At 68.6% G+C, this 19,055-nt stretch carries 19 protein-coding genes and 2 pseudogenes; 15 read left to right on the top strand and 6 right to left on the bottom strand.

Annotated elements, in window-relative coordinates:
- The first annotated feature begins 421 nt into the window (after nt 1-421).
- A complete protein-coding gene (locus ACZ6CL_RS25620) occupies nt 422-1,549 on the top strand; it encodes a helix-turn-helix domain-containing protein (protein ID WP_468939206.1) in 1,128 nt (375 codons plus the stop codon).
- A 43-nt stretch (nt 1,550-1,592) separates the two neighbouring features.
- On the opposite strand, the gene ACZ6CL_RS25615 is transcribed toward ACZ6CL_RS25620, so the two are convergent.
- Together ACZ6CL_RS25615 and ACZ6CL_RS25610 are read right to left on the bottom strand one after the other, a co-directional pair.
- A complete protein-coding gene (locus ACZ6CL_RS25615; protein WP_468939203.1) occupies nt 1,593-2,081 on the bottom strand; it encodes a universal stress protein in 489 nt (162 codons plus the stop codon).
- Between the two features lie 219 nt (nt 2,082-2,300).
- Nucleotides 2,301-3,719, bottom strand: coding sequence for an amino acid permease (locus ACZ6CL_RS25610; RefSeq protein WP_468939200.1), 1,419 nt, complete (start codon nt 3,717-3,719; stop codon nt 2,301-2,303).
- A 218-nt stretch (nt 3,720-3,937) separates the two neighbouring features.
- Between ACZ6CL_RS25610 and ACZ6CL_RS25605 the strand changes: the two genes are divergently transcribed.
- The 5 genes and pseudogenes from ACZ6CL_RS25605 to ACZ6CL_RS25585 all read left to right on the top strand — a co-directional run.
- Nucleotides 3,938-4,717 (top strand): DUF4145 domain-containing protein, encoded by a 780-nt coding sequence (locus ACZ6CL_RS25605; protein WP_468939198.1) that lies wholly within the window; start codon nt 3,938-3,940, stop codon nt 4,715-4,717.
- Between the two features lie 68 nt (nt 4,718-4,785).
- Nucleotides 4,786-5,055 carry a hypothetical protein gene (locus ACZ6CL_RS25600; RefSeq protein WP_468939195.1) on the top strand — a complete coding sequence of 90 codons (270 nt, stop codon included), beginning with the start codon at nt 4,786-4,788 and terminating at the stop codon, nt 5,053-5,055.
- A gap of 222 nt (nt 5,056-5,277) precedes the next feature.
- Nucleotides 5,278-5,412 (top strand): hypothetical protein, encoded by a 135-nt coding sequence (locus ACZ6CL_RS25595; RefSeq protein WP_468939193.1) that lies wholly within the window; start codon nt 5,278-5,280, stop codon nt 5,410-5,412.
- A gap of 62 nt (nt 5,413-5,474) precedes the next feature.
- Nucleotides 5,475-5,858: an effector-associated constant component EACC1 gene (locus ACZ6CL_RS25590; protein ID WP_468939191.1), complete on the top strand. Its 384-nt coding sequence runs from the start codon at nt 5,475-5,477 to the stop codon at nt 5,856-5,858.
- 115 nt (nt 5,859-5,973) lie between these two features.
- Nucleotides 5,974-6,465, top strand: a pseudogene (locus ACZ6CL_RS25585) (caspase, EACC1-associated type); the annotation flags it as partial.
- A 397-nt stretch (nt 6,466-6,862) separates the two neighbouring features.
- Here ACZ6CL_RS25585 and ACZ6CL_RS25580 read toward each other — a convergent pair.
- Nucleotides 6,863-7,078: a tautomerase family protein gene (locus ACZ6CL_RS25580; RefSeq protein ID WP_468939188.1), complete on the bottom strand. Its 216-nt coding sequence runs from the start codon at nt 7,076-7,078 to the stop codon at nt 6,863-6,865.
- 127 nt (nt 7,079-7,205) lie between these two features.
- Between ACZ6CL_RS25580 and ACZ6CL_RS25575 the strand changes: the two genes are divergently transcribed.
- Nucleotides 7,206-8,069 (top strand): MmyB family transcriptional regulator, encoded by an 864-nt coding sequence (locus ACZ6CL_RS25575; RefSeq protein WP_468939186.1) that lies wholly within the window; start codon nt 7,206-7,208, stop codon nt 8,067-8,069.
- A gap of 32 nt (nt 8,070-8,101) precedes the next feature.
- Here the strand turns inward: ACZ6CL_RS25575 and ACZ6CL_RS25570 are convergent, their stop codons facing one another.
- The gene (locus ACZ6CL_RS25570) at nt 8,102-8,851 is read right to left on the bottom strand and encodes an SDR family NAD(P)-dependent oxidoreductase (protein WP_468939184.1); all 750 of its coding nucleotides are present in this window, start codon (nt 8,849-8,851) and stop codon (nt 8,102-8,104) included.
- 94 nt (nt 8,852-8,945) lie between these two features.
- Between ACZ6CL_RS25570 and ACZ6CL_RS25565 the strand changes: the two genes are divergently transcribed.
- Nucleotides 8,946-9,563 carry a TetR/AcrR family transcriptional regulator gene (locus ACZ6CL_RS25565; protein ID WP_468939181.1) on the top strand — a complete coding sequence of 206 codons (618 nt, stop codon included), beginning with the start codon at nt 8,946-8,948 and terminating at the stop codon, nt 9,561-9,563.
- A 24-nt stretch (nt 9,564-9,587) separates the two neighbouring features.
- Here the strand turns inward: ACZ6CL_RS25565 and ACZ6CL_RS25560 are convergent, their stop codons facing one another.
- Both ACZ6CL_RS25560 and ACZ6CL_RS25555 read right to left on the bottom strand, forming a co-directional pair.
- Nucleotides 9,588-11,075 carry an alpha/beta hydrolase gene (locus ACZ6CL_RS25560; RefSeq protein WP_468939178.1) on the bottom strand — a complete coding sequence of 496 codons (1,488 nt, stop codon included), beginning with the start codon at nt 11,073-11,075 and terminating at the stop codon, nt 9,588-9,590.
- A gap of 331 nt (nt 11,076-11,406) precedes the next feature.
- Nucleotides 11,407-12,606 carry a serine hydrolase domain-containing protein gene (locus ACZ6CL_RS25555; protein WP_468939175.1) on the bottom strand — a complete coding sequence of 400 codons (1,200 nt, stop codon included), beginning with the start codon at nt 12,604-12,606 and terminating at the stop codon, nt 11,407-11,409.
- 419 nt (nt 12,607-13,025) lie between these two features.
- Between ACZ6CL_RS25555 and ACZ6CL_RS25550 the strand changes: the two are divergent.
- The 7 genes and pseudogenes from ACZ6CL_RS25550 (at nt 13,026) to ACZ6CL_RS25520 (ending at nt 19,004) form a co-directional block, all read left to right on the top strand.
- A pseudogene (locus ACZ6CL_RS25550) lies at nt 13,026-13,735 on the top strand (IS5 family transposase).
- 233 nt (nt 13,736-13,968) lie between these two features.
- Complete coding sequence (locus ACZ6CL_RS25545; protein WP_468939172.1) at nt 13,969-14,712, top strand: ATP-binding cassette domain-containing protein; 744 nt, start codon at nt 13,969-13,971, stop codon at nt 14,710-14,712.
- A 2-nt stretch (nt 14,713-14,714) separates the two neighbouring features.
- On the top strand, nt 14,715-15,983 hold the full coding sequence (locus ACZ6CL_RS25540) for a DUF7224 domain-containing protein (protein WP_468939169.1): 1,269 nt from the start codon (nt 14,715-14,717) through the stop codon (nt 15,981-15,983).
- Nucleotides 15,980-16,570 (top strand): hypothetical protein, encoded by a 591-nt coding sequence (locus ACZ6CL_RS25535; RefSeq protein ID WP_468939166.1) that lies wholly within the window; start codon nt 15,980-15,982, stop codon nt 16,568-16,570. Before ACZ6CL_RS25540 ends, ACZ6CL_RS25535 begins: the two co-directional genes overlap by 4 nt.
- Before the next feature lie 24 nt (nt 16,571-16,594).
- On the top strand, nt 16,595-17,299 hold the full coding sequence (locus tag ACZ6CL_RS25530; protein WP_468939163.1) for a DNA alkylation repair protein: 705 nt from the start codon (nt 16,595-16,597) through the stop codon (nt 17,297-17,299).
- 593 nt (nt 17,300-17,892) lie between these two features.
- Nucleotides 17,893-18,330: a zinc metalloprotease gene (locus ACZ6CL_RS25525; RefSeq protein WP_468939160.1), complete on the top strand. Its 438-nt coding sequence runs from the start codon at nt 17,893-17,895 to the stop codon at nt 18,328-18,330.
- Entirely contained in the window at nt 18,327-19,004 is a 678-nt protein-coding gene (locus ACZ6CL_RS25520; protein ID WP_468939158.1) for a hypothetical protein, read from the top strand. The genes ACZ6CL_RS25525 and ACZ6CL_RS25520 overlap by 4 nt, the downstream gene beginning before the upstream one ends.
- Nucleotides 19,005-19,055 lie beyond the last annotated feature (51 nt).

Below are 19,055 nucleotides of genomic sequence, written 5' to 3'. Positions count from 1 at the left end.
CTGTTGACCGCTGAATGGATCGCGCATCGATCGCGAACTCGGATATGTGAGCGTCGTGATCTCATCAGCATGGCGCACGACCGCGGCTCAGGGTCCGTGGCCCATCGGCCTGATCAGGGCATGCCCGGAAGCGGAACTCGCCGGATGGCGCCCCGGACGTTGGCCTGAAGGACCTTAACGACCACGGTCGACGCCGGACGCAAGCGGGAAACGATCCCCCAAACGACACGTGACGGACATGGCCCTCTAGGGATGTTTGTCCCGCTATGGTCACGTTGCCTTGTGACATGCACATATCTAGCTTGGGTGCGTCGGGAAACGAACGGGGTCGGTGCGTCACTCGATTCCGGTGGTGTGGGACGGACATCGACAGAATCCGTCTGCTGGATTACTGCTTCTCGGACGAAGGGTGGGGCTTGACATGCGCGAGGATTACGCTGCGTCAACACTCGGAAGTACCGCACAGGGAACGCATAGAGAACAGGCCCAGGCCCTCTACGAACTGGCGCTCGAAGACGTCGGCTGGACGCCACATGGCGCGATGCGGCGTCTCGGCTGGCCGGAAGCAGCGCTTGAGGACAGCGTCCGGTTGCTCAGCCGCCTAGGCCTCTTCGCCGAAAGCGGTAGCACGCCAAGCGGCTGGATAGCGCTGCCGCCCCAGAACGCGCTGGGGGATTTGCTGGGCGAGGCGAAAACGCGGGTGGCCGACTTTTGCGCCGACATGACCGCCGCCTGGGACAGCGCCTTTGACACGCTCACCGTGTTCAAGACCTCGTACATGAGCCACATGGACCGCAGCCGCGTCACGGTGGTCGAGGACCCGGCCGACATCGCGGCCACTCTCGAAAGAGAGATCCATGGCGCCGCGAGCGAGGTGACGCTGCTGGGATCCGGAAAGTTACTCGCCAGCTCGCTGAAACCGGTGTGCGCGTCCACGCTGGACCGCGGCATCATGCTGCGCTGCGTCGTCAGGTCATCCACCGCGGGCGTTCCGCAGCCGGTGAATATCGTTCGCGAGCTGCTGGGCAAGGGGGCGGAGTTCCGCACCTACCCCACCCTTCCCCTGAGCTTCGCCCTCATCGACCGTTCCACCGCGCTGTTCGGCGCTCCCCCGCATCCGCTCGCCGATGGCGCCCACCAGCGGCGCATGATCGTGATGCAGAGCCCGCTGGTCAATGAGGTCCTGCGGTCCGTATTCGACCACTACTGGTTCCAGTCGTCTCCGTTCATCACGGAGATATCCAAAGGCGCCGCGGATCAGGAACGAAAACCCGTCGCCGTGCAGGCCCCCACCAGCATTCGCCAAGCCTCGCAGCCCGACAACATCCAGCAGGCCACCCTCCTGCGCATGCTCGCCGGTGGCATGACCGACCAGGCCATATCGCGGCGGCTCGGTGTGCACGAGCGGACCGTGCGCCGAAAGGTCGCCGAGATCACCGCGAACCTCCAGGCCAGCAGCCGCTTCCAGGCCGGGGTGAACGCGGCCAAGGCCGGATGGCTCGACGACGAGGTATTCGATCTGCCGCCCGAGGGCAGCCGGACGGCCTAGCGCGCGAGGGTGGTCGGGGAAGCCGCACGATCGGGAAGCACCGTCATATCCGGATGAAGTCCTCGGCCGCCACCCGGCGCAGTTCCCGTACAGCCCGCTTCGGAGGCGTCAGGCCGGGCACCGTCAGCACCGGGCACTGGACGTGCCCCCGTACGTAGCGGCGTACCGGTGCCCATCGCGCCTCCGCGCGCGCCCCCACCACCAGCACATGTCCCTCTTTGTTGGCCACGGCGCTCAGCACCCTGCCGGGTTTGCCGCGCACCGCCAGCTTGCGCACCGGTACATCGGCCGGGGTGCCGCCCAGCGCTTCGTCGAAGGCCTGGTCCAGGCGCCCCCGGGCTTCCTCCCGCCAGCGCCCGATCCACTCCTGGTTGCAGTTGCGAGCGGAGAGCGCGCGCCCTTCCGGGGTTTCCCAGGCGATCACGGCGGTGAGTTCGCGTCCGCTGCGGCGTGCCTCGGTCACAGCCGTACGCAGGGCCGCCAAGCTCGCCAGGGAGCCACTGACCCCCACCACTACGCGCTGTCCGGTCATCTGGGCTGCTGCTCCTCGCCGTCGGCCCGCTCGGGGCTTCGAAGGTGGCATGAACAGCGGCCAGGTTGGACTGCCTCTGTCCAGGCACTGCTGGCAGTGCGGTCACCAATCTTCTGACAGGCGCGGCGCGGGTGGCATAGCCAATCGCAAAGTAGTGGTATGGAATCGGGGCCGAGTGGCCGCGCGAGCGGTCAGCCGATCGCTCGCGCGGCGCGGGAGCTAGGCGGAGTCCTTCACGGACACCGAGGACCCGGCGTCCTCGGCGCCCTCTGCACCCTCTGCCTCATCCTCGACGGCCTCCGTACGCCCGCCTCCCCAGCGGGAGCGCACCACGGGGTATCCCACCGCCAGAAGGACGAACCACACCGCGATGACGTAGAGCGCCACGCGGGTGTCGGAGTTCCAGGCGATCAGCACGACGATGAAGGCGAAGAACGCCAGGACGAGCCAGTTCGTATACGGCGCCCCGGGCATCCGGTAGGACGACCGCGGGCTCGTCTCGCTCCGTACCGCCCGGCGGTAGAACATGTGCGTCACCAGGATGACGCTCCACACCATGATGGCCCCGCCGGTGGACACCGCCGTGATGTAGACGAAGGCGTGCTCCGGGTCGACGGCGTTGACCCACACCCCGATCGCCATGACCACGGCGGAGGCGAGCACGGCCGCGACCGGCACGCCCCGCTTGCTGAGCCGCGCGAGCGCCTGCGGGCCGTGCCGGTTCAGGCTCGCGGTGCGCAGCATGCGGGCCGTCGCGTACAAGCCTCCGGCGTTGCAGGAGGACAGCGCGGAGGTGAGGACGACGAAGTTGACGATGCTGGCGGCCCCGGGAATCCCGATCTTGGCGAACGCGGCGACGAAGGGGCTCGTCCCGGGGTGGAACTCCTGCCAGCTGACGACGGAGAGGATCACCAGCAGCGAGCCGAGGTAGAACAGGCCGAAGCGGAGCGGCAGGCTGTTGATGGCCCGCGGGATGTTCTTGTCCGGATCCTTGGTCTCGGCGGCCGTGACGCCGACCAGCTCCACGCCGAGGTAGGCGAAGAGCACGATCTGCAGCGTCAGCAGCGAGTCCCCGATCCCGCGCGGCACGATGCCGCCGTCCGCCCACAGGTGGGTGACCGAGGCCGTGGGACCGGCGTCGCTGAAGCCGATGATGAGCACGCCGAGGCCGATCATGATCATGGCGACGATGGCGGCGACCTTGATGATGGCGAACCAGAACTCAAGCTCCGCGAAGATCTTGACGGAGATCAGATTCACGCAGGCCAGCACCGCCAGCGAGATCAGGGCGGTCTTCCACTGCGCGAACTCGGGGTACCAGTACGTCACGTACTGCCCGGCCGCGGTGATCTCCGCCATCCCGGTGGTGACCCACATGATCCAGTACGTCCAGGCGGTGGCGTACCCCCAGAACGGCCCCAGGAACTCCCGCGCGTGGTCGGCGAAACCGCCCGGACTCGACCGCGCCGTCAGCAGCTCCCCCAGAGCCCGCATGACGAGATAGAGCAGGACTCCGGCCACCGCGTACCAGATGATCAGGCTGGGCCCGGCCTGGGAAATCGCGGTACCGGCACCGAGGAAGAGCCCCGTACCGATCGTGCCCCCGATAGCCATCATCTGCAGCTGTCGTGAGCCCACGGCCCGTCTGTATTCGGTGGGGCCTTCGCTTAACTTGTCCAACGTCCCGCGCCCTTCTTTTGGTGTGACTATCCGGCGCGGAGTATGGCACTCCGCTCTTTCCGGGGCACCTGGGTTCCGCTGGTCGCCGACGCGGGCGGGCACGCTGAACGTCTCACCTCCGTCACGGAGTCGGGGCACGGGGCATACGCCCGTCCCGGTGCGGCGATCATGCACACGTGGAGATCGCTGAACTCGTCCTGAAGTACGTAGAGGCGCTGGTCTGGCCCGCCGTGACCGTGGGCCTGGTCTGGGGCCTGCGCAGCCACATCCGCGACGCGTTCGCGCGGATGTCCCGCCTGGAGACTCCGGCGGGCGCGATCGAGTTCGAGACCCAGGCCCGGGACGTACTGAACCAGGCCGAAGCGGCGGCCATGGCCACCCCGCCGCCGGCGGCGCCCGTCCCGCCTCCCTCTCCCTGGCCACCATCCCCCGCCCCCGGCCCCGCCGTGGCGGCACCGCCCGCGTACGACGGTGTGCAAGAGGGCATCGGCCCTTCGCCCCGCGAGACCCCCACACCCCCGGCCTCGCAGCCACAGCCACAGGGCCCGCAGATTCCGACGCAGCAAGCACCTCCACCGCCCAGCCACCCGTGGGCTCCTCCCCCGTACGCGCAGGCGGACGCGGCCGAGACACCGGCCTGGCGCGAACAGCTCGCAGAAGCCCGCACCATGGTCGACGCGTCGCCCATCGGGGCCGTCGTCACGTCATGGAACGCGTTGCTCAGCGTGCTGACGGACGTACTGCACCTCCCGGAGCGCGCCACCGGCCAGCAGATCTCGCGCGCCATGACACACGCCGAACTGCCGCCCGACACGGTCGAGGTCTTCAACCGCCTGCGCACCCTCCGCAACCGCGCCGTGCACGGAGCCGACACCGTCACCCCCGCCGCCGCCCGGGACTACATCGAAAGCTGCCTCCACGTCGCCCAGCTGGTCAGAAATGCCAGGCGCCCATAGCTCCCGCACACCTGCGCGGATACCCTGAGTGACGACCACGCCCGTGGCCACATCGAGCGGAGGCAGACATGACTCGTGCCTGGGAAGCCGACCCGTCCGCGTTATTCGAGCGACGGCTCGGAAAGTCCGCCGAGGAGCTGGGCAATTCCGATGGCCGTGACGACTGCCCGGACATCTGGCAACTCGACAACGGCGACATCGCGGTGATCGGACGGGACCTCACGGCCGCCTACGGTCCTCGCCTGCCGGACGGCGTGGGCATCGGCCCCGACGAGCGGCTGGTCGTCATCCCCGGGAACATGCTCAGCGCGGCGAAGGCGGACATCCCCGATGCTTGATCTCCAGGCCCCCACAAGCCCTGACCGCACACCGCGCCCTGGACAGCCGCCGTGGCGAGGGCAACATCCTGCGCCTTCTGAGTGACGTCCGGCGTGAACAGGGCAACGTCGATGAGGCTTTGGAGTGCGCCCACGCCGCCGTCGACATCGCCGTCGAACTCCGCAACCTCCGCTTGGAGGGCTATTGGCTGCTCACCCTGGGCGACGCGCGGCAGACAGGCGATGGCCTGGCACGGTGCGGGCGAGGCGTACCGGCGGCTGAGCCGTCACGCCGAGGCGGCCGACTTCCGCCGTCAGGCGGTGGCCGTGCGCGGCGGTGTGGAGCGGCGGTTGGAGGACGTGGACCAGGCGAGCTGATCACATCGGCTCTACATGGGGTGTGCACAGGGAGTTGTGGCGGGCAAGGGGGAGCCAGGCCGGTGGAGATCCATCTGACGTGTGACGACGGGGTGCGGGACGGCGGCGACGTGATGTCGCTGTACCGGTGGCTGAGCGCCGATCCGGAGTTGCGGGGGCTCGCGCGGGTGTCCACCGCGGCCGCGCCGCCCGGTCAAGGGCATATGGGCGGGGCGACGGAGATCCTCAATGTGGTCCTCGGCAACACCATCGCCCTGACGAACCTGCTGGTGGCCGTGGCCGCCTGGCGGGATTCGCGGCCCCGCGCGCCGCAGGTGCGGCTGGAGCGGGACGGGGAGTCCATCACCGTGTCCGAGGCCTCGCCCGAGGCGGTCGAACGGATCCTCAGCAGTTGGGAAAGAGGCCGCGGCGGCGACATGGACGCGGAGCGCGAGGGGTCGGAGTAGCCGGTGGCCACACTTCCTGACCCGACCCGTTCCGAAGCGGTGCTGGTGGGCGCGTACGACTACAGCGCTGCCCGGCCTGCCCGCCGTCGCCCGCAATCTGGAGGGTCTGCGCGGGGTGTTGACCGACCCGGCGGTGTGGGGGCTGCGCGGGGAGCGGTGCACCGTGCTCGCCCAGCCGGGCAGCGCCCAGCAGGTGCTGGACACCGTGAAGGAGGCCGCCGCGCGGGCCACGGACACGCTGTTCGTCTACTACGGCGGCCACGGTCTGATCGACCCGCACACCGACGAGCTGTATCTCGCGCTGCCCGACTCGGTCCACGACCGCGAGTACACCGCGCTGCGCTACGAGTACCTGCGGCGCGCTGTGCTCGATCCGGCGTCCGGTGCGCGGCGTACCGTGGTGGTCCTGGACTGCTGCTACAGCGGGCGGGCGCTGATCGGCCGGATGAGCGCGAGCGATGAGATCGCGGACCGGGCGGCGGTGGAGGGGACCTGTCTGCTCACCGCCTCCGCCGAGACCCGCGCGGCGCTCTCCCCGCCGGGGGAGACGTACACCGCGTTCACGGGCGAGTTGATCACCGCGCTGGGCGAGGGCGTTCCGGGGGCGCCCGACCTCATCGACATGAACACCCTCTACCGGCATCTGCACCGCACCCTGGCGGCCAAGTCGCGGCCCCTGCCGCAGCAGCGCAACCGCAACACGGGTGGGCTGATCGCTCTCGCCCGCGACCGCGCGGTCGCGGCGGTCGCGGCGGCCCCGGTCCCGATGCCTCCGCGCCCGCCATCACCGCCATCGCTGCCACCGCTTCCCGCCCAGCCGCCGGAGCGGGACCGGAAGCCGTCGCGCGGGCAGGTGATCGGCGCCGCGACGGCCGCGCTGGTGGTCATCGGCGGGACGTTCTTCGCCGTCACCCAGCGTCTCGAATCCCTCCATAGCGAAACCCTGGACGACGGGGGCGGCAAGGTCGTCGCGGGCGATGGAGGCCACGATGGCCCGCCGGTGATCAGCCCTCGGGGGTCTGCTGGAGCTGGGCCAGGGTCAGCACGTTGCCGCCGATGCCCCAGCCGCCGTCGGCGACCTCCTCGACGAGGACCAGGGTGTTGGCCCGGGCCCGTTCGCCGTAGATCTCGGCGTACAGCTCGGTCGTGCGCGTGATGATCTTCTCCTTCTGCTGCTCGTCGAGGGTTCCTGCGGGGACCTTGAAGTTCGCGAAAGGCACGGCGTTTCTCTTTCCGGTGTGGAACGGCGAGGACGGCCCCAGCCTGGCCCGGAGCCCCCGCGCCAGCCAGGGCTGTCCCCACCCTCGGGTTGCCGTCCCCTGGTTCAGCTCTCCGGAGCGCGCGACGATGAGCGGCGTGAACCACTCGCAGCTCGCCGCGTTCCTGAAGTCCCGCCGCGACCGGATCCGCCCGGCCGACGTCGGGCTGACCGCCGGTCCGCGGCGCCGGGTGCCCGGTCTGCGGCGCGAGGAGGTCGCCCAGCTGGCCGGGCTCTCCGCGGACTACTACACGGAGCTGGAACGCGGCCGCGGCGCCCAGCCCTCGACCCAGGTGCTGGCCGCCCTCGCCCGGGCGCTGCGGTTGAACGGCGACGCGCGCGACCACTTGTTCCACCTCGCCGACCGCCGCGTTCCCCCTACGGCCCACGGACCGGCCGCGCACGTCCAGCCCGCCCTGCTCGGCCTGCTGGACCGGCTCACCGCCACGCCCGCGCGGGTGATCACCGACCTGCACGAAACCCTCGTCCAGAACGCGCTGGCCCTGGCTCTCCTCGGTCCGCCCCCGGCCGTACGCGGCCCCGCGGCGAGCTTCGTCCACCGCTGGTTCACCGACCCCGGCGCCCGCGCCATCTACCCGGCCGAGGACCACCCCCACCACTCCCGGGCCTTCGTCGCCGACCTCCAGGCCGTCGCCGCCCGGCGCGGCGGTGACACCACCGTGGCCAAGCTGGTGGCAGAACTACAGCGCCGCAGCGAGGAGTTCGCCGCCCTCTGGGCCACCCACGACGTCGCCCTCCGGCGGACCGACCACAAGCGCATCGTCCACCCCGCCCTGGGGATCATCGAACTGGACTGCCACACCCTGTTCAGCGAGGACGGCTGCCAACGCCTGCTCTGGTTCACCGCCCCGCCCGGCACCGAAGGCGCCTCCCAGCTGGAGCTGCTCTCCGTCATCGGCACCCAGGACATGGAGCGCGAGCGAGCGCGCTGACCGCTCAGAGCTGACCCCTCAGATCTGACCGCTCAGAGCTGTATCTCGCCGCCGTCGACGTACAGGTTGGCTCCGAGAATGAAGCTGCTCTGCTCGGAAGCGAGGAAGGCGACCACGTTCGCGACCTCGTCCGAGCGCCCGATCCGGCCGAGCGGGACAGCTGCGACGAACTGCGCCTTGATGGCGGACGCGTCCCCCGTAGCGGCCACGCCGTCGAGTCCGGGCGTGTCGATGGTGCCCGGGGAGACCGCGTTGACCCGGATACCGCGGCCCTTCAGCTCGTTGGCCCAGGTCCGGGCGAAGGACCGGATCGCCGCCTTGGAGGCCGCGTACGCGCCGAACGCCGCGACACCGTCATCGGCGCGCACCGAGGAGTTGAGGATCACCGACGCGCCGTCGTTGAGCAGCGGCAGCGCCTTCTGCACCGTGAACAACGTGCCCCGGACGTTGACGCCGAAGGTCTCGTCCACGTGCTCCTCGGTGACCTGCTCCAGCGTGGCGAACGACGTGGCGGCGGCGTTGGCGAACAGCACGTCCAGGCCCCGGCCCCGGGCGCGGACCGCGTCGTAGAGCCGGTCCAGGTCGGCCAGGTTGGAGATGTCACCCGTCACCGCGGTGGCCCTCGCCGAGCCGATGGTCTCCACGGCCGCGTCCAGCACGGTCTTGCGCCGTCCGGTGATGAACACGTGCGCGCCCTCGGCCGCCAGCCGAATGGCGGTGGCCAGGCCGATCCCGGTGCCGCCGCCGGTGATGACGGCGGTCTTGCCTTCGAGCTGTCCCATGCGTATGACCTCCACGAATTTCAGTACCGATCGATACGGAATGGGACCGTAGCACATCTGCACCGACCGGTACGGAAGAGGTATGATCGATCGCATGGAGACGCAGGGGACGCAGGGGAGGGCACCGATCGGCCGACCGAGGGGTTTCGACGCCGACGAGGCCCTCGAACGGGCCATGCGGGTCTTCTGGGAACAGGGCTACGAAGGCGCCAGCCTCACCGACCTGACCAGCGCCATGGGCATCACCCGCACCAGCATGTACGCGGCCTTCGGCAACAAGGAGGACCTGTTCCGCAAGGCCCTGGAGCGCTACAGCGAAGGCCCCGCCTCGTACGGGGTCCGGGCCGTGCGGGAGCCGACCGCCCGGCAGGTGGCCACCGCGTTCCTGGACGGCTCCGTCCGGACCACGACCCGCCCCGGCTGTCCCACCGGGTGCCTCGGCGTCCAGGGCTCCCTCGCCGCCGGCGCGTCGGGGAGCAACGCCCGCGACGCGCTCGTCGTCTGGCGCAACGAGGGCATCGCCCTCCTCCGCGGCCGGTTCCAGCAAGCCGTCGAGGAGGGCGACCTGCCCCCCGGCACCGATCCCGAACTGCTCGCCCGCTACCTCATGACCGTCGCCAACGGCATCGCCGTCCAAGCCGCCAGCGGCACTCCCCGTGACGACCTGCAGCAGGTGGCCGACATGGCGCTGCTCAACTGGCCGCCCGCTTGAGCGATCGAGGCCGGACGAGTCGGGCTAGTCGCAGACGACATCCCGCGGCGGCCGCTGGCCCGTCGCCAGGAAGTGGGAGACCGTCCGGTCGCCGCAGGCGTTTCCTTGGGCGAGATAGGCCCCGTGGCCGGTGGAGTTCACGGTCACCATGACGGCGCGCCCGCCGAGGGCTTCACGGAGTTCGCGGGCGCCGCTGAGGGGAGTGGCCACGTCGCGCCGGTTCTGGACCATGAGGACGGTGGAGGGGCCACGGTCGGTGATCCGTACCGCGGGCTCCTTCGGCGCGTACGGCCACGCGGCGCATGCCGTCGCGCCCCTCGGCATCCCCGCGGTCAGCGGGAACGTGGCGCGGCTCTCCGCGACCCCCTTCTCGTACTCGGCAGCCGACCGGGGCCAGGCGGCGTCGTTGCAGTAGGTGGCGACACTGACCGCGATGGCGTTCTGCAGGACCTCGGCGGGCGGCGCCTCGGGCGCGGGCGGCACGGCGCCCTTCCGGACAAGCCGGATCAGCTTGGCCAGGGCGGGATAGTCGTCGGGGGCGTAGAAGCTGTCCAGCATCATCTGACGGAACACGTTGCCGTCGAGCTGGTCCGGGCTGGCGCCGGGCCACGGAAGCGGCTCACGGTCCAGGCGCGCGGCGAGCCGCAGGAAGAGGCGGCGCACCTCGGCCGGGGTCCCGGCCACCCGCTCGGGGTTGCCCGGCCGGGACGCCCACTCGGCGAACGCGGGGAAGTTGTCCTCGGCGCCCGCCTCGAACCCGGCGAACCAGGCCCGCGCCACGCGCACGTGGTCGGGGGTGAGGTTGCTGTCCAGAACGAGGCGGTCGGTGCGGTGCGGGAACAGCTCGTTGTAGACGGCGCCGACGTACGTCCCGTACGAGTCGCCCCAGGCGGAGATCTTCCGCTCGCCGAGCGCCGCCCGGATGCGGTCGAGGTCGCGGGCCTCGTTGGCGGTGCTGATGTGCCGTATCAGCGGGCCGCCGTTGCGTGCGCAGGCTCCCGACATCCGCCGCGCGGTGGCCATGCTCTCCGTGACGGAGCCGTCGGGAGCGGGCCAGGCAAAGAGTCTCATCCGGGTGAGGTCCCCCCGTTCCACGTCGCAACTGACCGGGGTGGAGCGGCCGTTCCCCCGGGGATCGAACCCGATCAGGTCGTACCTGTCCCGTACTTCCTGCGGCAGCGCCTGCCCCTTGTCCGACGGCTGGTCGAGGCTGCCGCCGCCGGGACCGCCGGGGATCATGAACAGAGCGCCACGGCGCGCCTTCGGGTTCTCGGCGGGGATGCGGGAGAACGCGACGGTGATCTTCTTGCCGTGCGGGTCGGCGTAGTCCATCGGCACCTCGATGGCCGCGCACCGCTGCCGTGGATCGAGGTCTGTGCCCTCGCACGTCGTCCACTCGACGTGTGGTGTTCTGGCGGCAGCGGACGCCGTGGTGGCGGGCACGGTGAGGCTGCTGAGGACGGCGGCGGAGGCGGCGGCGAACAGGGCTGCGTTGCGTTTGATCCTCGTCATACGGATGAGCTTCGCGCGCCCCGCCCATCGCCGACATCGTGCCAACGGGTCGGTGTGCCCGGGGGTTTACCCCACAGGGCCCCGTAGGGTGTGTTTCGAAAGTGCTGGTCACAGCCATTCGTTGATGGCCGCGACCAGCACGGTCGCCTCATAGCGGACGGCGAGCTTGTCGTACCTCGTCGCCACCGCGAAGAATGGCCGCATCACGGCCTGCCGATCCCCAGGGCCTCAGCAGGCCGAGTGACCTACGACGTTAAAGGCCAAGCTCAGGAAGAAGGGAGCTCAGACCTCGCAGTGCAGCTACCTGGAAGTCACGCAGCTGGCTCCGGGGCTACTGGTGCCGTGGGAGAGCCTGTGCCTTCTGCGCCGAAAGAGTCTTGTAGACGGTACCGGCGAGGTCGGGCAGCGTGTCCCCTTCGCCAACGGCGCTGTTGACAGCAATGGCGATGATCATGCCAGTCTTCGGGAAGTACATGTGCAGCACCCGGTTTCCAAAAGTGGCCCCCTCATAGGCCCAGACCGTCCCGGCCACAGGATGGACGAATTTCACGACACCGAGCCCGAAACCGATGGGATCGTCGGCCGTGACGCTCTTGATGGGCTTACTCGTCTTCGCCGAGACCAGGGACTCCAGCTCGCGCTGCTGCACTGAGGGCAGCAGTCGACCGCTGTACAGCGCCCTGTCCCAAGCCGACATGTCTCTCAGTGAACTCACCAGGCCACCCGCCCCCTGCGCCCAGGACAGGCGGAGCCGAGGAAGTGACTTGTTGAGATGCTTCGGCAGGACGGAATGGGTGGAGTACGGCGTCGGCATGCGCGAGGCCGTGTCCGGAGGGCAGTCCGGGGGGAGGCAGGTGTCGTTCATTCCGAGAGGTTCGATGATGCGCTCGGCGAGCCGCTCATGGTAAGTATCGTGCGACGCTCGTTCGACAATCATCTGCGCGAGGAGGTAGTTCGTATTCGAGTACTCGTACTTCGCGGGACCCAGTGGCAGGCCCTCCACATAGGACATCAGGCGCTCCAGCGTGAAGCGCGTGGAGGGATTGGCGTCGAAATCCTTCAGGAACGCATTCTGCTCGGTGTAGCTGGGGATGCCGCTGGTCATCGACAGCAGTTGCTTGATGGTGACATCGCGCCACGCCGGATACTGGGGAAGCCATTTTCCCAGCTTGTCTCGTATGGAGAGCTTCCCTTCGGCCTCCAGTTGAAGCAGCAGCACGGACGTGAACGCCTTGGTGTTGCTGCCTATCTGCCACAGCGCCTTGCTGTTCACCGGTCGACCACCGCCGTAGCGGGACGTCCCCGCATCGACCGAGATATCAGGTCGCTGATCGGCATAGGTCACCCGAAGGGAGACCGCTGAGAAATGATCCTTAGCGCCCTGAGTGTCCAGATATTTCTCGAGGTCACTTCGCAGTGACGCGGTGGCACTGCGAACGGATGGCTCCACCACTGCGTGCGCGACGGCCGGCCCACTTCCCGACACCATCATCCCCGAAACAATCGCCGCGGTGACCGTCGCCAGGGCCACGAGGCGCTTCCCTTGCTGACCACCCCGCCGACGAAGCCTGTACCTCATTGTCGCCATTCCTCCATCGAATCGAACAGAACTGGGAACGACGATCACGCTACGCAGTGGAGGCATGGCAGGTAATGGGGGTAACCCCCGCTTGGTAGGGGTGCTGACCCCCTGAGTGAGGCCAAGTACAGCTTCGAAGGCAACAATCTGTCCGTCGGAAGAGGAGAGACCACGACGGTCATTGACTCATCACTGAGGTGCGACAACTGACTCCTCAGAAGACATAGAGCCCTTTAGCTCTGGTGGATCTCGTGTTTCAGGAACCTCCCTATGCGATTGTCAAGCCGCGGACGCGGCTGGTCGCGGCTTAGAGGTCCTAACAGAAGTTGTTGATCAAGTGACCGTCGACTTGTGTGGTCGTTGGGCTGTTCGTGGGTAAGCGTCAGTCGCGGCCATGGATTGTGTCGGACGAACTGTGGTCGCTCATCGAGCCGTTGTTGCCGGAGCCGGGGGGCTTCGGATCCGGCATGACGTGCTGGCGGCGCCTGGCCGCCTGGAACGAGGCCGGCGTGTGGGACGAACTGCACCTGGTGCTGCTGCAGAAGCTGCGGTCGGCGAGGAAGCTGGACTGGTCGCGGGCGGTGATCGACTCCTCTCATGTGCGGGCCGCTCGGCGCGGCCCAAAAGCGGGCCCAGCCCGGTCGACCGTGCGCGGCCGGGCAGCAAGCACCACGTGCTCACCGACGGCCAGGGCATCCCGCTCGCGGCGTCGCTGACCGGCGGAAACCGCAACGACGTCACCCAGCTGCTGCCGCTGCTGGACAAGGTCCCGGCCGTGGCCGGCGTCGTGGGCCGGCCCAGACGCCGGCCGGACGCACTCCTCGCCGACCGCGGCTACGACCACGACAAGTACCGCCGCCTGCTGCGACAGCGCGGGATCCGGCCGGTCATCGCCGAACGAGGCGTCGAACATGGCTCCGGCCTGGGCGTCTTCCGCTACGTGGTCGAGCGCACGATCGCCTGGCTGCACGGCTTCCGCCGGCTGCGGATCCGCTGGGAACGACGCGACGACATCCATGAAGCCTTCCTCGGTCTTGCCGCCTGCCTGATCACTCACCGCCACGTCCAACGTCTTTGTTAGGACCTCTTAGGGCGTTTTCAGAAGTGGATCTTGACGTGTCAAGATCCACTTCATGGGGAGGCACGATCTGACGAATGCGCAGTGGGCGAAGCTGGAGCCCCTGCTCCCTGCTGGGAAGAAGTCCGGACGACCGCCGGTACACACCAAGCGGCAGCTGATAGACGGCATCAGCCCGTCTCGATTCCTCTCTACATCAGCCGCCTGAGATGCCTCGGTGGCGGAATGTGCGACTCATGGCATTGGAATTCCACGGCGTCACCTTCCGGTACAACCGGAACACGACCGTGCTCAACGCGTTAGATCTCCGCATCGGCAGCGCGGCCACCGTGCTTCTGGGCCCGAATGGGGCGGGCAAGTCCACCCTGATGGCGTTGGCCGCCTCCCAGCTCAAGCCCCGGCACGGAACGGTCACCTGGAAGGAGTGCAGCCCGGCGAGCCGCAGGGACCTGACGGCTTACCGCAAGGCGGTTGCCTGGCTGCCGCAGCAGATCACGCCTGTCCCAGGGCTGACCGTTCGCGAGCAGGTCGCCTACGCCGGATGGCTCAAGGGCATGAACCGTACCGACGCCTGGAACGCCTCCGCCGCAACCCTCACCCGCGTGGGCCTGAATGACCTTGCAGACCGCCGCAGCCACCAGGTCTCCGGAGGCCAACTGCGCCGCATGGGCATCGCCGGTGCCCTCACCCACCGCAGCGAACTCATCCTCATGGACGAGCCCACCGCGGGCCTCGACCCCACTCAGCGCAAAGTCTTCCGCTCCCTGCTGGCGCAACTCGCCGACGACGTGCACATCATCGTCTCCACCCACCAGACCGAAGACCTCGCCGACCTGTACCAGCACGTCATCGTCCTGGACCACGGCGCCGTCCGCTTCCACGGCACCACCGCCGAATTCCACGCCACCACCGACAACGATCAGGGCCCCCGCGAACGCGCGGAAGCGGCCTACGCCCAACTCGTCGGCGAGGAGATCTGACCGTGCAGCTGCGCACCCTCCTCCGCCTCTCCTCAAGCACCCGCCTCCTGCCCTTCCTGGTCGGCTTCATCGTCCTCGCCCTCGGCGACAGCCTCTCCGACTGGGTCACGCCCCACTACTGGCTCTCCGTCACCGGCAACGCAAGCCTCGCCCTGACCTTCGTCGGCCCTGCGTGTGCTGCCTCCGGCGCCTGGGAGGGAAGCCGGATCCGACGCGCACGCCTAACCGACCAGAGCACGGTTCGCTCGCCACTGGCCGTGGCAGTGCCCATCCTGCTGCCCGTGTGGGGCATGGGGTTGCTCGCCATGGCCGCGGCCCTCCTGGTCTCCGCGACGGCCGCGGACGTCGGCATCGGTATGCCGAACCCCGGCATTCTGGCCGTGGAGGCCGTGCTGCTCGCGGCCAACACACTGGTCGGCTACCTCCTCGGACGCCTGTGGGCCCCTGTCATCGCCGTCCCGGCCACACTGATCACCAGCTTCGTCGCCAACGCCTACCCGGCCTCCTGGAGCATCCTGTGGATCCGCCACCTTGTCGGCGGAGGACTCAGTGACTGCTGCGCGATCGATCAGGGCCTGGATTCATCGGCGCTGCTGAGCGCGGGCACGTTCGGTGCGGCTGTCTGCCTGGCCGCCGCAGTGCTCATTCATTACGGCAAGTCGCTCCCGGCCCTTCTCTCGGCATCCGTACTCACCGCCGCAGGGCTCGCCGCCGGTTCGGCCTCTGCCCACGGCATGGGGGCCGATCCCGTAGTCTCCCGGCCGACCAGCGAGCTCGCTTGCGACCACGGGCGGCCCAGAATCTGCCTGTGGCCCGAGATGGACGGCCAGGCCGCCATGATCCGCGCGCAAGGGCACAAGGCCACCGACAAGCTCCGCCAGGCCGGAGTCGCCGTACCCGCCACGCTGACCATGGCCGACCGGCCCGGCCGCAACGAGGCGAAGCTCGCCATCAGCCCTGTCACCAGTGCCGCTGATGTACCCACCGGCGTGGCGGCAGGGCTGCTTCCGCCCGATCCCGCCTGCTCGGACAGCGCCGCCCCCTACCCGGCCGCCGACGCCCATGGCCCCGTCGGAGCGTGGCTCTCCCTGACCGCCGGAGCTTCAGCCCACACCCTCACGAACCAGGTGACACCACGGGAACTGGCTCTCGCCCGGCACGTTCTCACCCAGCCCCGGCAGGTCCAGGTGGCCTGGTACGAGCGCAACACCCGCGCCATGCGTACCTGCGACGTACGCCCCCACCTGGCCATCGACGGGAGCGACACATGATCTGGTGGATCAAGGCACGCGCTGTTTTCGCGCTGGCCGTGTGCGTCGTCACGACCAACGCGGTGGGACTGCTCATGGGCAACGCCGAGCTGCCTGTGCCGGTGCTGACCGGCCAGTCCGGGCACTTTCTCGTCGGCCACCTCATCACGTTGCTGCCCGCTGTCGTGCTGCTCCATGGCATCGGACATGGAGACCAGCGCACCGAAAGCATCGCCTGCCGCGCCCTGCGGAGATGGGACGCCACGCTCGGCTCCACGGCCGCCGCCACCGGGGCGGGAACGGCGATCCTGTGTTATGCCCTGGGAGCCGATGGCATCGCCCTGGTGCTCGGGCGCAACATCGTCGGCTACATCGGCCTGGCACTGCTGCTGTTCCCGTTCCTCGGCTACCGTCTGGCGGCCGTCATCATCGCTGTCGTGCCACTGCTGTGTGCCGCGACCGGCTGGCGGGGCGGCCGCCCGGAGCCGTGGGCGTGGATGCTGTATCCCGCCGACTCCCTCCCCGCGGTACTCATCACGGCATGCATCATCGTGACGGGCGTCGTCGTGTGCCTCACAGGACCACGTTCGCCGCGGTTCGCCGCATAGCGTTGTGCGCTAGCGTCCGCGGGCATGGCGATCGTTTCACTTGAGGAGCTACGGGCCGAGCTGCGCGATCTGGCGGAGCCGGCCGTCCGGGTCCAGCAGGTCCGGGTGCTCACCCCCGCCGAGGATGACCAACTCCTGGGCGTACGTGTGCCGACGCTGCGGAAACTCGCCCATGCCCACCGGGCGTTGACGTTGGACGATGTAGACGTGCTGCTGCACAGCCGGGTTCATGAGGAGCGGTTTGCCGGGCTCCTGGTACTGGCCGAACAGGCGCGCTCGGCGCACGGCGCGGATCGCGAGGCGCTGGTTGACTTCTACCTGGCACGCACCACGTGTGTGGACAACTGGGATCTGGTGGACGGTTCCGCGCATGTCGTTCTGGGGCCCTGGCTTCTGGACGATCCCCCGCGCGCAGGGGAGGTACTGGACGAGCTGGCCGCTTCCTCCTGGCTGTGGGACCGCAGGATCGCGGTGGTCTCCACGCTGGCCCTGATCCGCGAGGGCCGGTTCCAGCCGACGTTTCGCCTGGCGCTGGCCCTGTGCCGGGATCCGGAGCCGATGATCCACAAGGCGCTCGGCTGGATGCTGCGGGAGATCGGCCGCCGGGACGCGCCTCTGATCACGCAGTTCCTCGACCGGCATCTCGCCGAGCTGCCGCGGATCACGGTTCGCCACGCGACGGAGCGGCTGACGCCGGGTGATCGGGCACGGTTCGTGAAGAAGAGGTGATGTGCGCCGAGCCCGGACGAGGTCCTGCCGCTGAGCCGTCTGCTGGCCTGGGTGCGGCCGCCGACGTCTTGGTGAGCCGGGCAATTCCGCTGCCCCGGGGGATACGACAAGTGGGGCCGCATCTCCCACAGCCTCAAGGAGGAATCTCTTCCCGCATTACTCCTACTTGAGGCGGATGCCCGGGTCCGCGTCACCTGTGATGCTGAGGCCTCGAACATCGGCACGGCATCGCGGTGCGTGTTCGTCAAACGGCTGATCGCCTCAACACTTGAGGACGGAGCAGCCGGTCAACGGGGGAGCCAAAGGGGGAAACAGAACAGCTCAGGGTGCGTCGACTGTCCTTCCGCATCCCTATTCCTTTTCGGATCCTTTCCTGCGACCTGACATCCAGGACATGGATTTATCACGCTGCACCAACCGTGGAGAAATGCGATTACGCATTCGGCCATGCCGCCTGCTCAATTCACGGAGGAACAGTTTTGAACCGAAGATCTACTCGTGCGTTAGTCACCCTCACTTCATGTGGCGCGCTGGCCATCGCGGGCACGCTGGCCGGGGCAACACCCGCCTCCGCCACGTACTACAGCGGGGGCATGCCCAAGCGGTCGTTCAGCGTCAAGACCGTCGGCGTCAATAGCCAATGGGTCAAGTACTTCGACACCGGTCGCAAGAACTGGAACACCGCCGGCGTCAGCGCCAACATCAAGCGCAAGTCCAGCGCCAAGCCCAGCTTCACGGCCAACCGCTACAGCGGAAGCTGGTACGGCCTGTACGAACCGTCCGGGTCACGGCCGAACCGGTCCTTCAAGATCAAGGTCAACGCCCGGACCATCGACCGGGACACCGGCTCCATATCCCAGTACGACAAATGGGTGCGGAGCACCGTCACACATGAACTCGGACACGGGCTCAGCCTCGACGACAACCCGAACACGAGTAAAGCGTCGCTGATGAAGCACAGTCGCAACCGCTCGAATGTGCAGAAGCCACAGCCCTATGACAAGTCCGAGGTGAAGAGGATCTACAGGTGACCGCGAGTCGGAACATTCTCATCACCGGGACGGCGATACTCGCCGCGTTCGCCGCCGTCGGCTGCTCCGCTGAGGGCACCTCCACCAACGGGTCCAAGTCCGCGGGGACTTCGGACACCGTGGCGTACCACGCGGACTATCCCGAGTATTCGTCACTTGACGAGGTCATCAAGAAGTCCGACATCGTCGTCAAGGGGACCGTGGTCAGCAGCCGGGTGGAGAAGATGCTCCCCGACGCCCCCGCGGGCGGCGACCCGGCCACCAATCCGCAGGCGGGCCTGTCGCCCGCCGAAGCCAAGGAGGCGAAGAAGGCGGCCGAGGCAGACCCGGTCATCGTCACCGTCTCCAAGGTGAGGGTCACCCGGGCGCTCGCCGGGGACGTGGCCGCCGGAGACACCATCGAGGTCAGCCAGCTCGGCGGCACCTACAAGGGCGTCACGTACGAGGAGAGGGACACCACCGTGCTCGCCAAGGGCGGGCCGCAGTACGTGCTGATGCTCGCCGACCATGGCGGCACGCGCCCGTACGACCTGGTCAACCCGGAGCAGGCGCTCTACGCCGTCACATCAGGCGGCGCGGTCAAGGCCGTGTCGGGCGGAGGCTTCGGCAAGGTCGGCAAGGTCGATCAGCTGGCCGACAGGACGGCCAGGATCGCCGCGAACCGCACACCGTAAGCGCGGCCGAAAGCACACAAGCCGGTGCGCCACGTAGTGTCCGTGGCGCAC

This window comes from Streptomyces sp. NPDC041200, assembly GCF_055591805.1.
The sequence above is the reverse complement of the archived record's forward strand: the minus strand, read 5'-3'. Positions and strand labels throughout refer to the sequence as shown.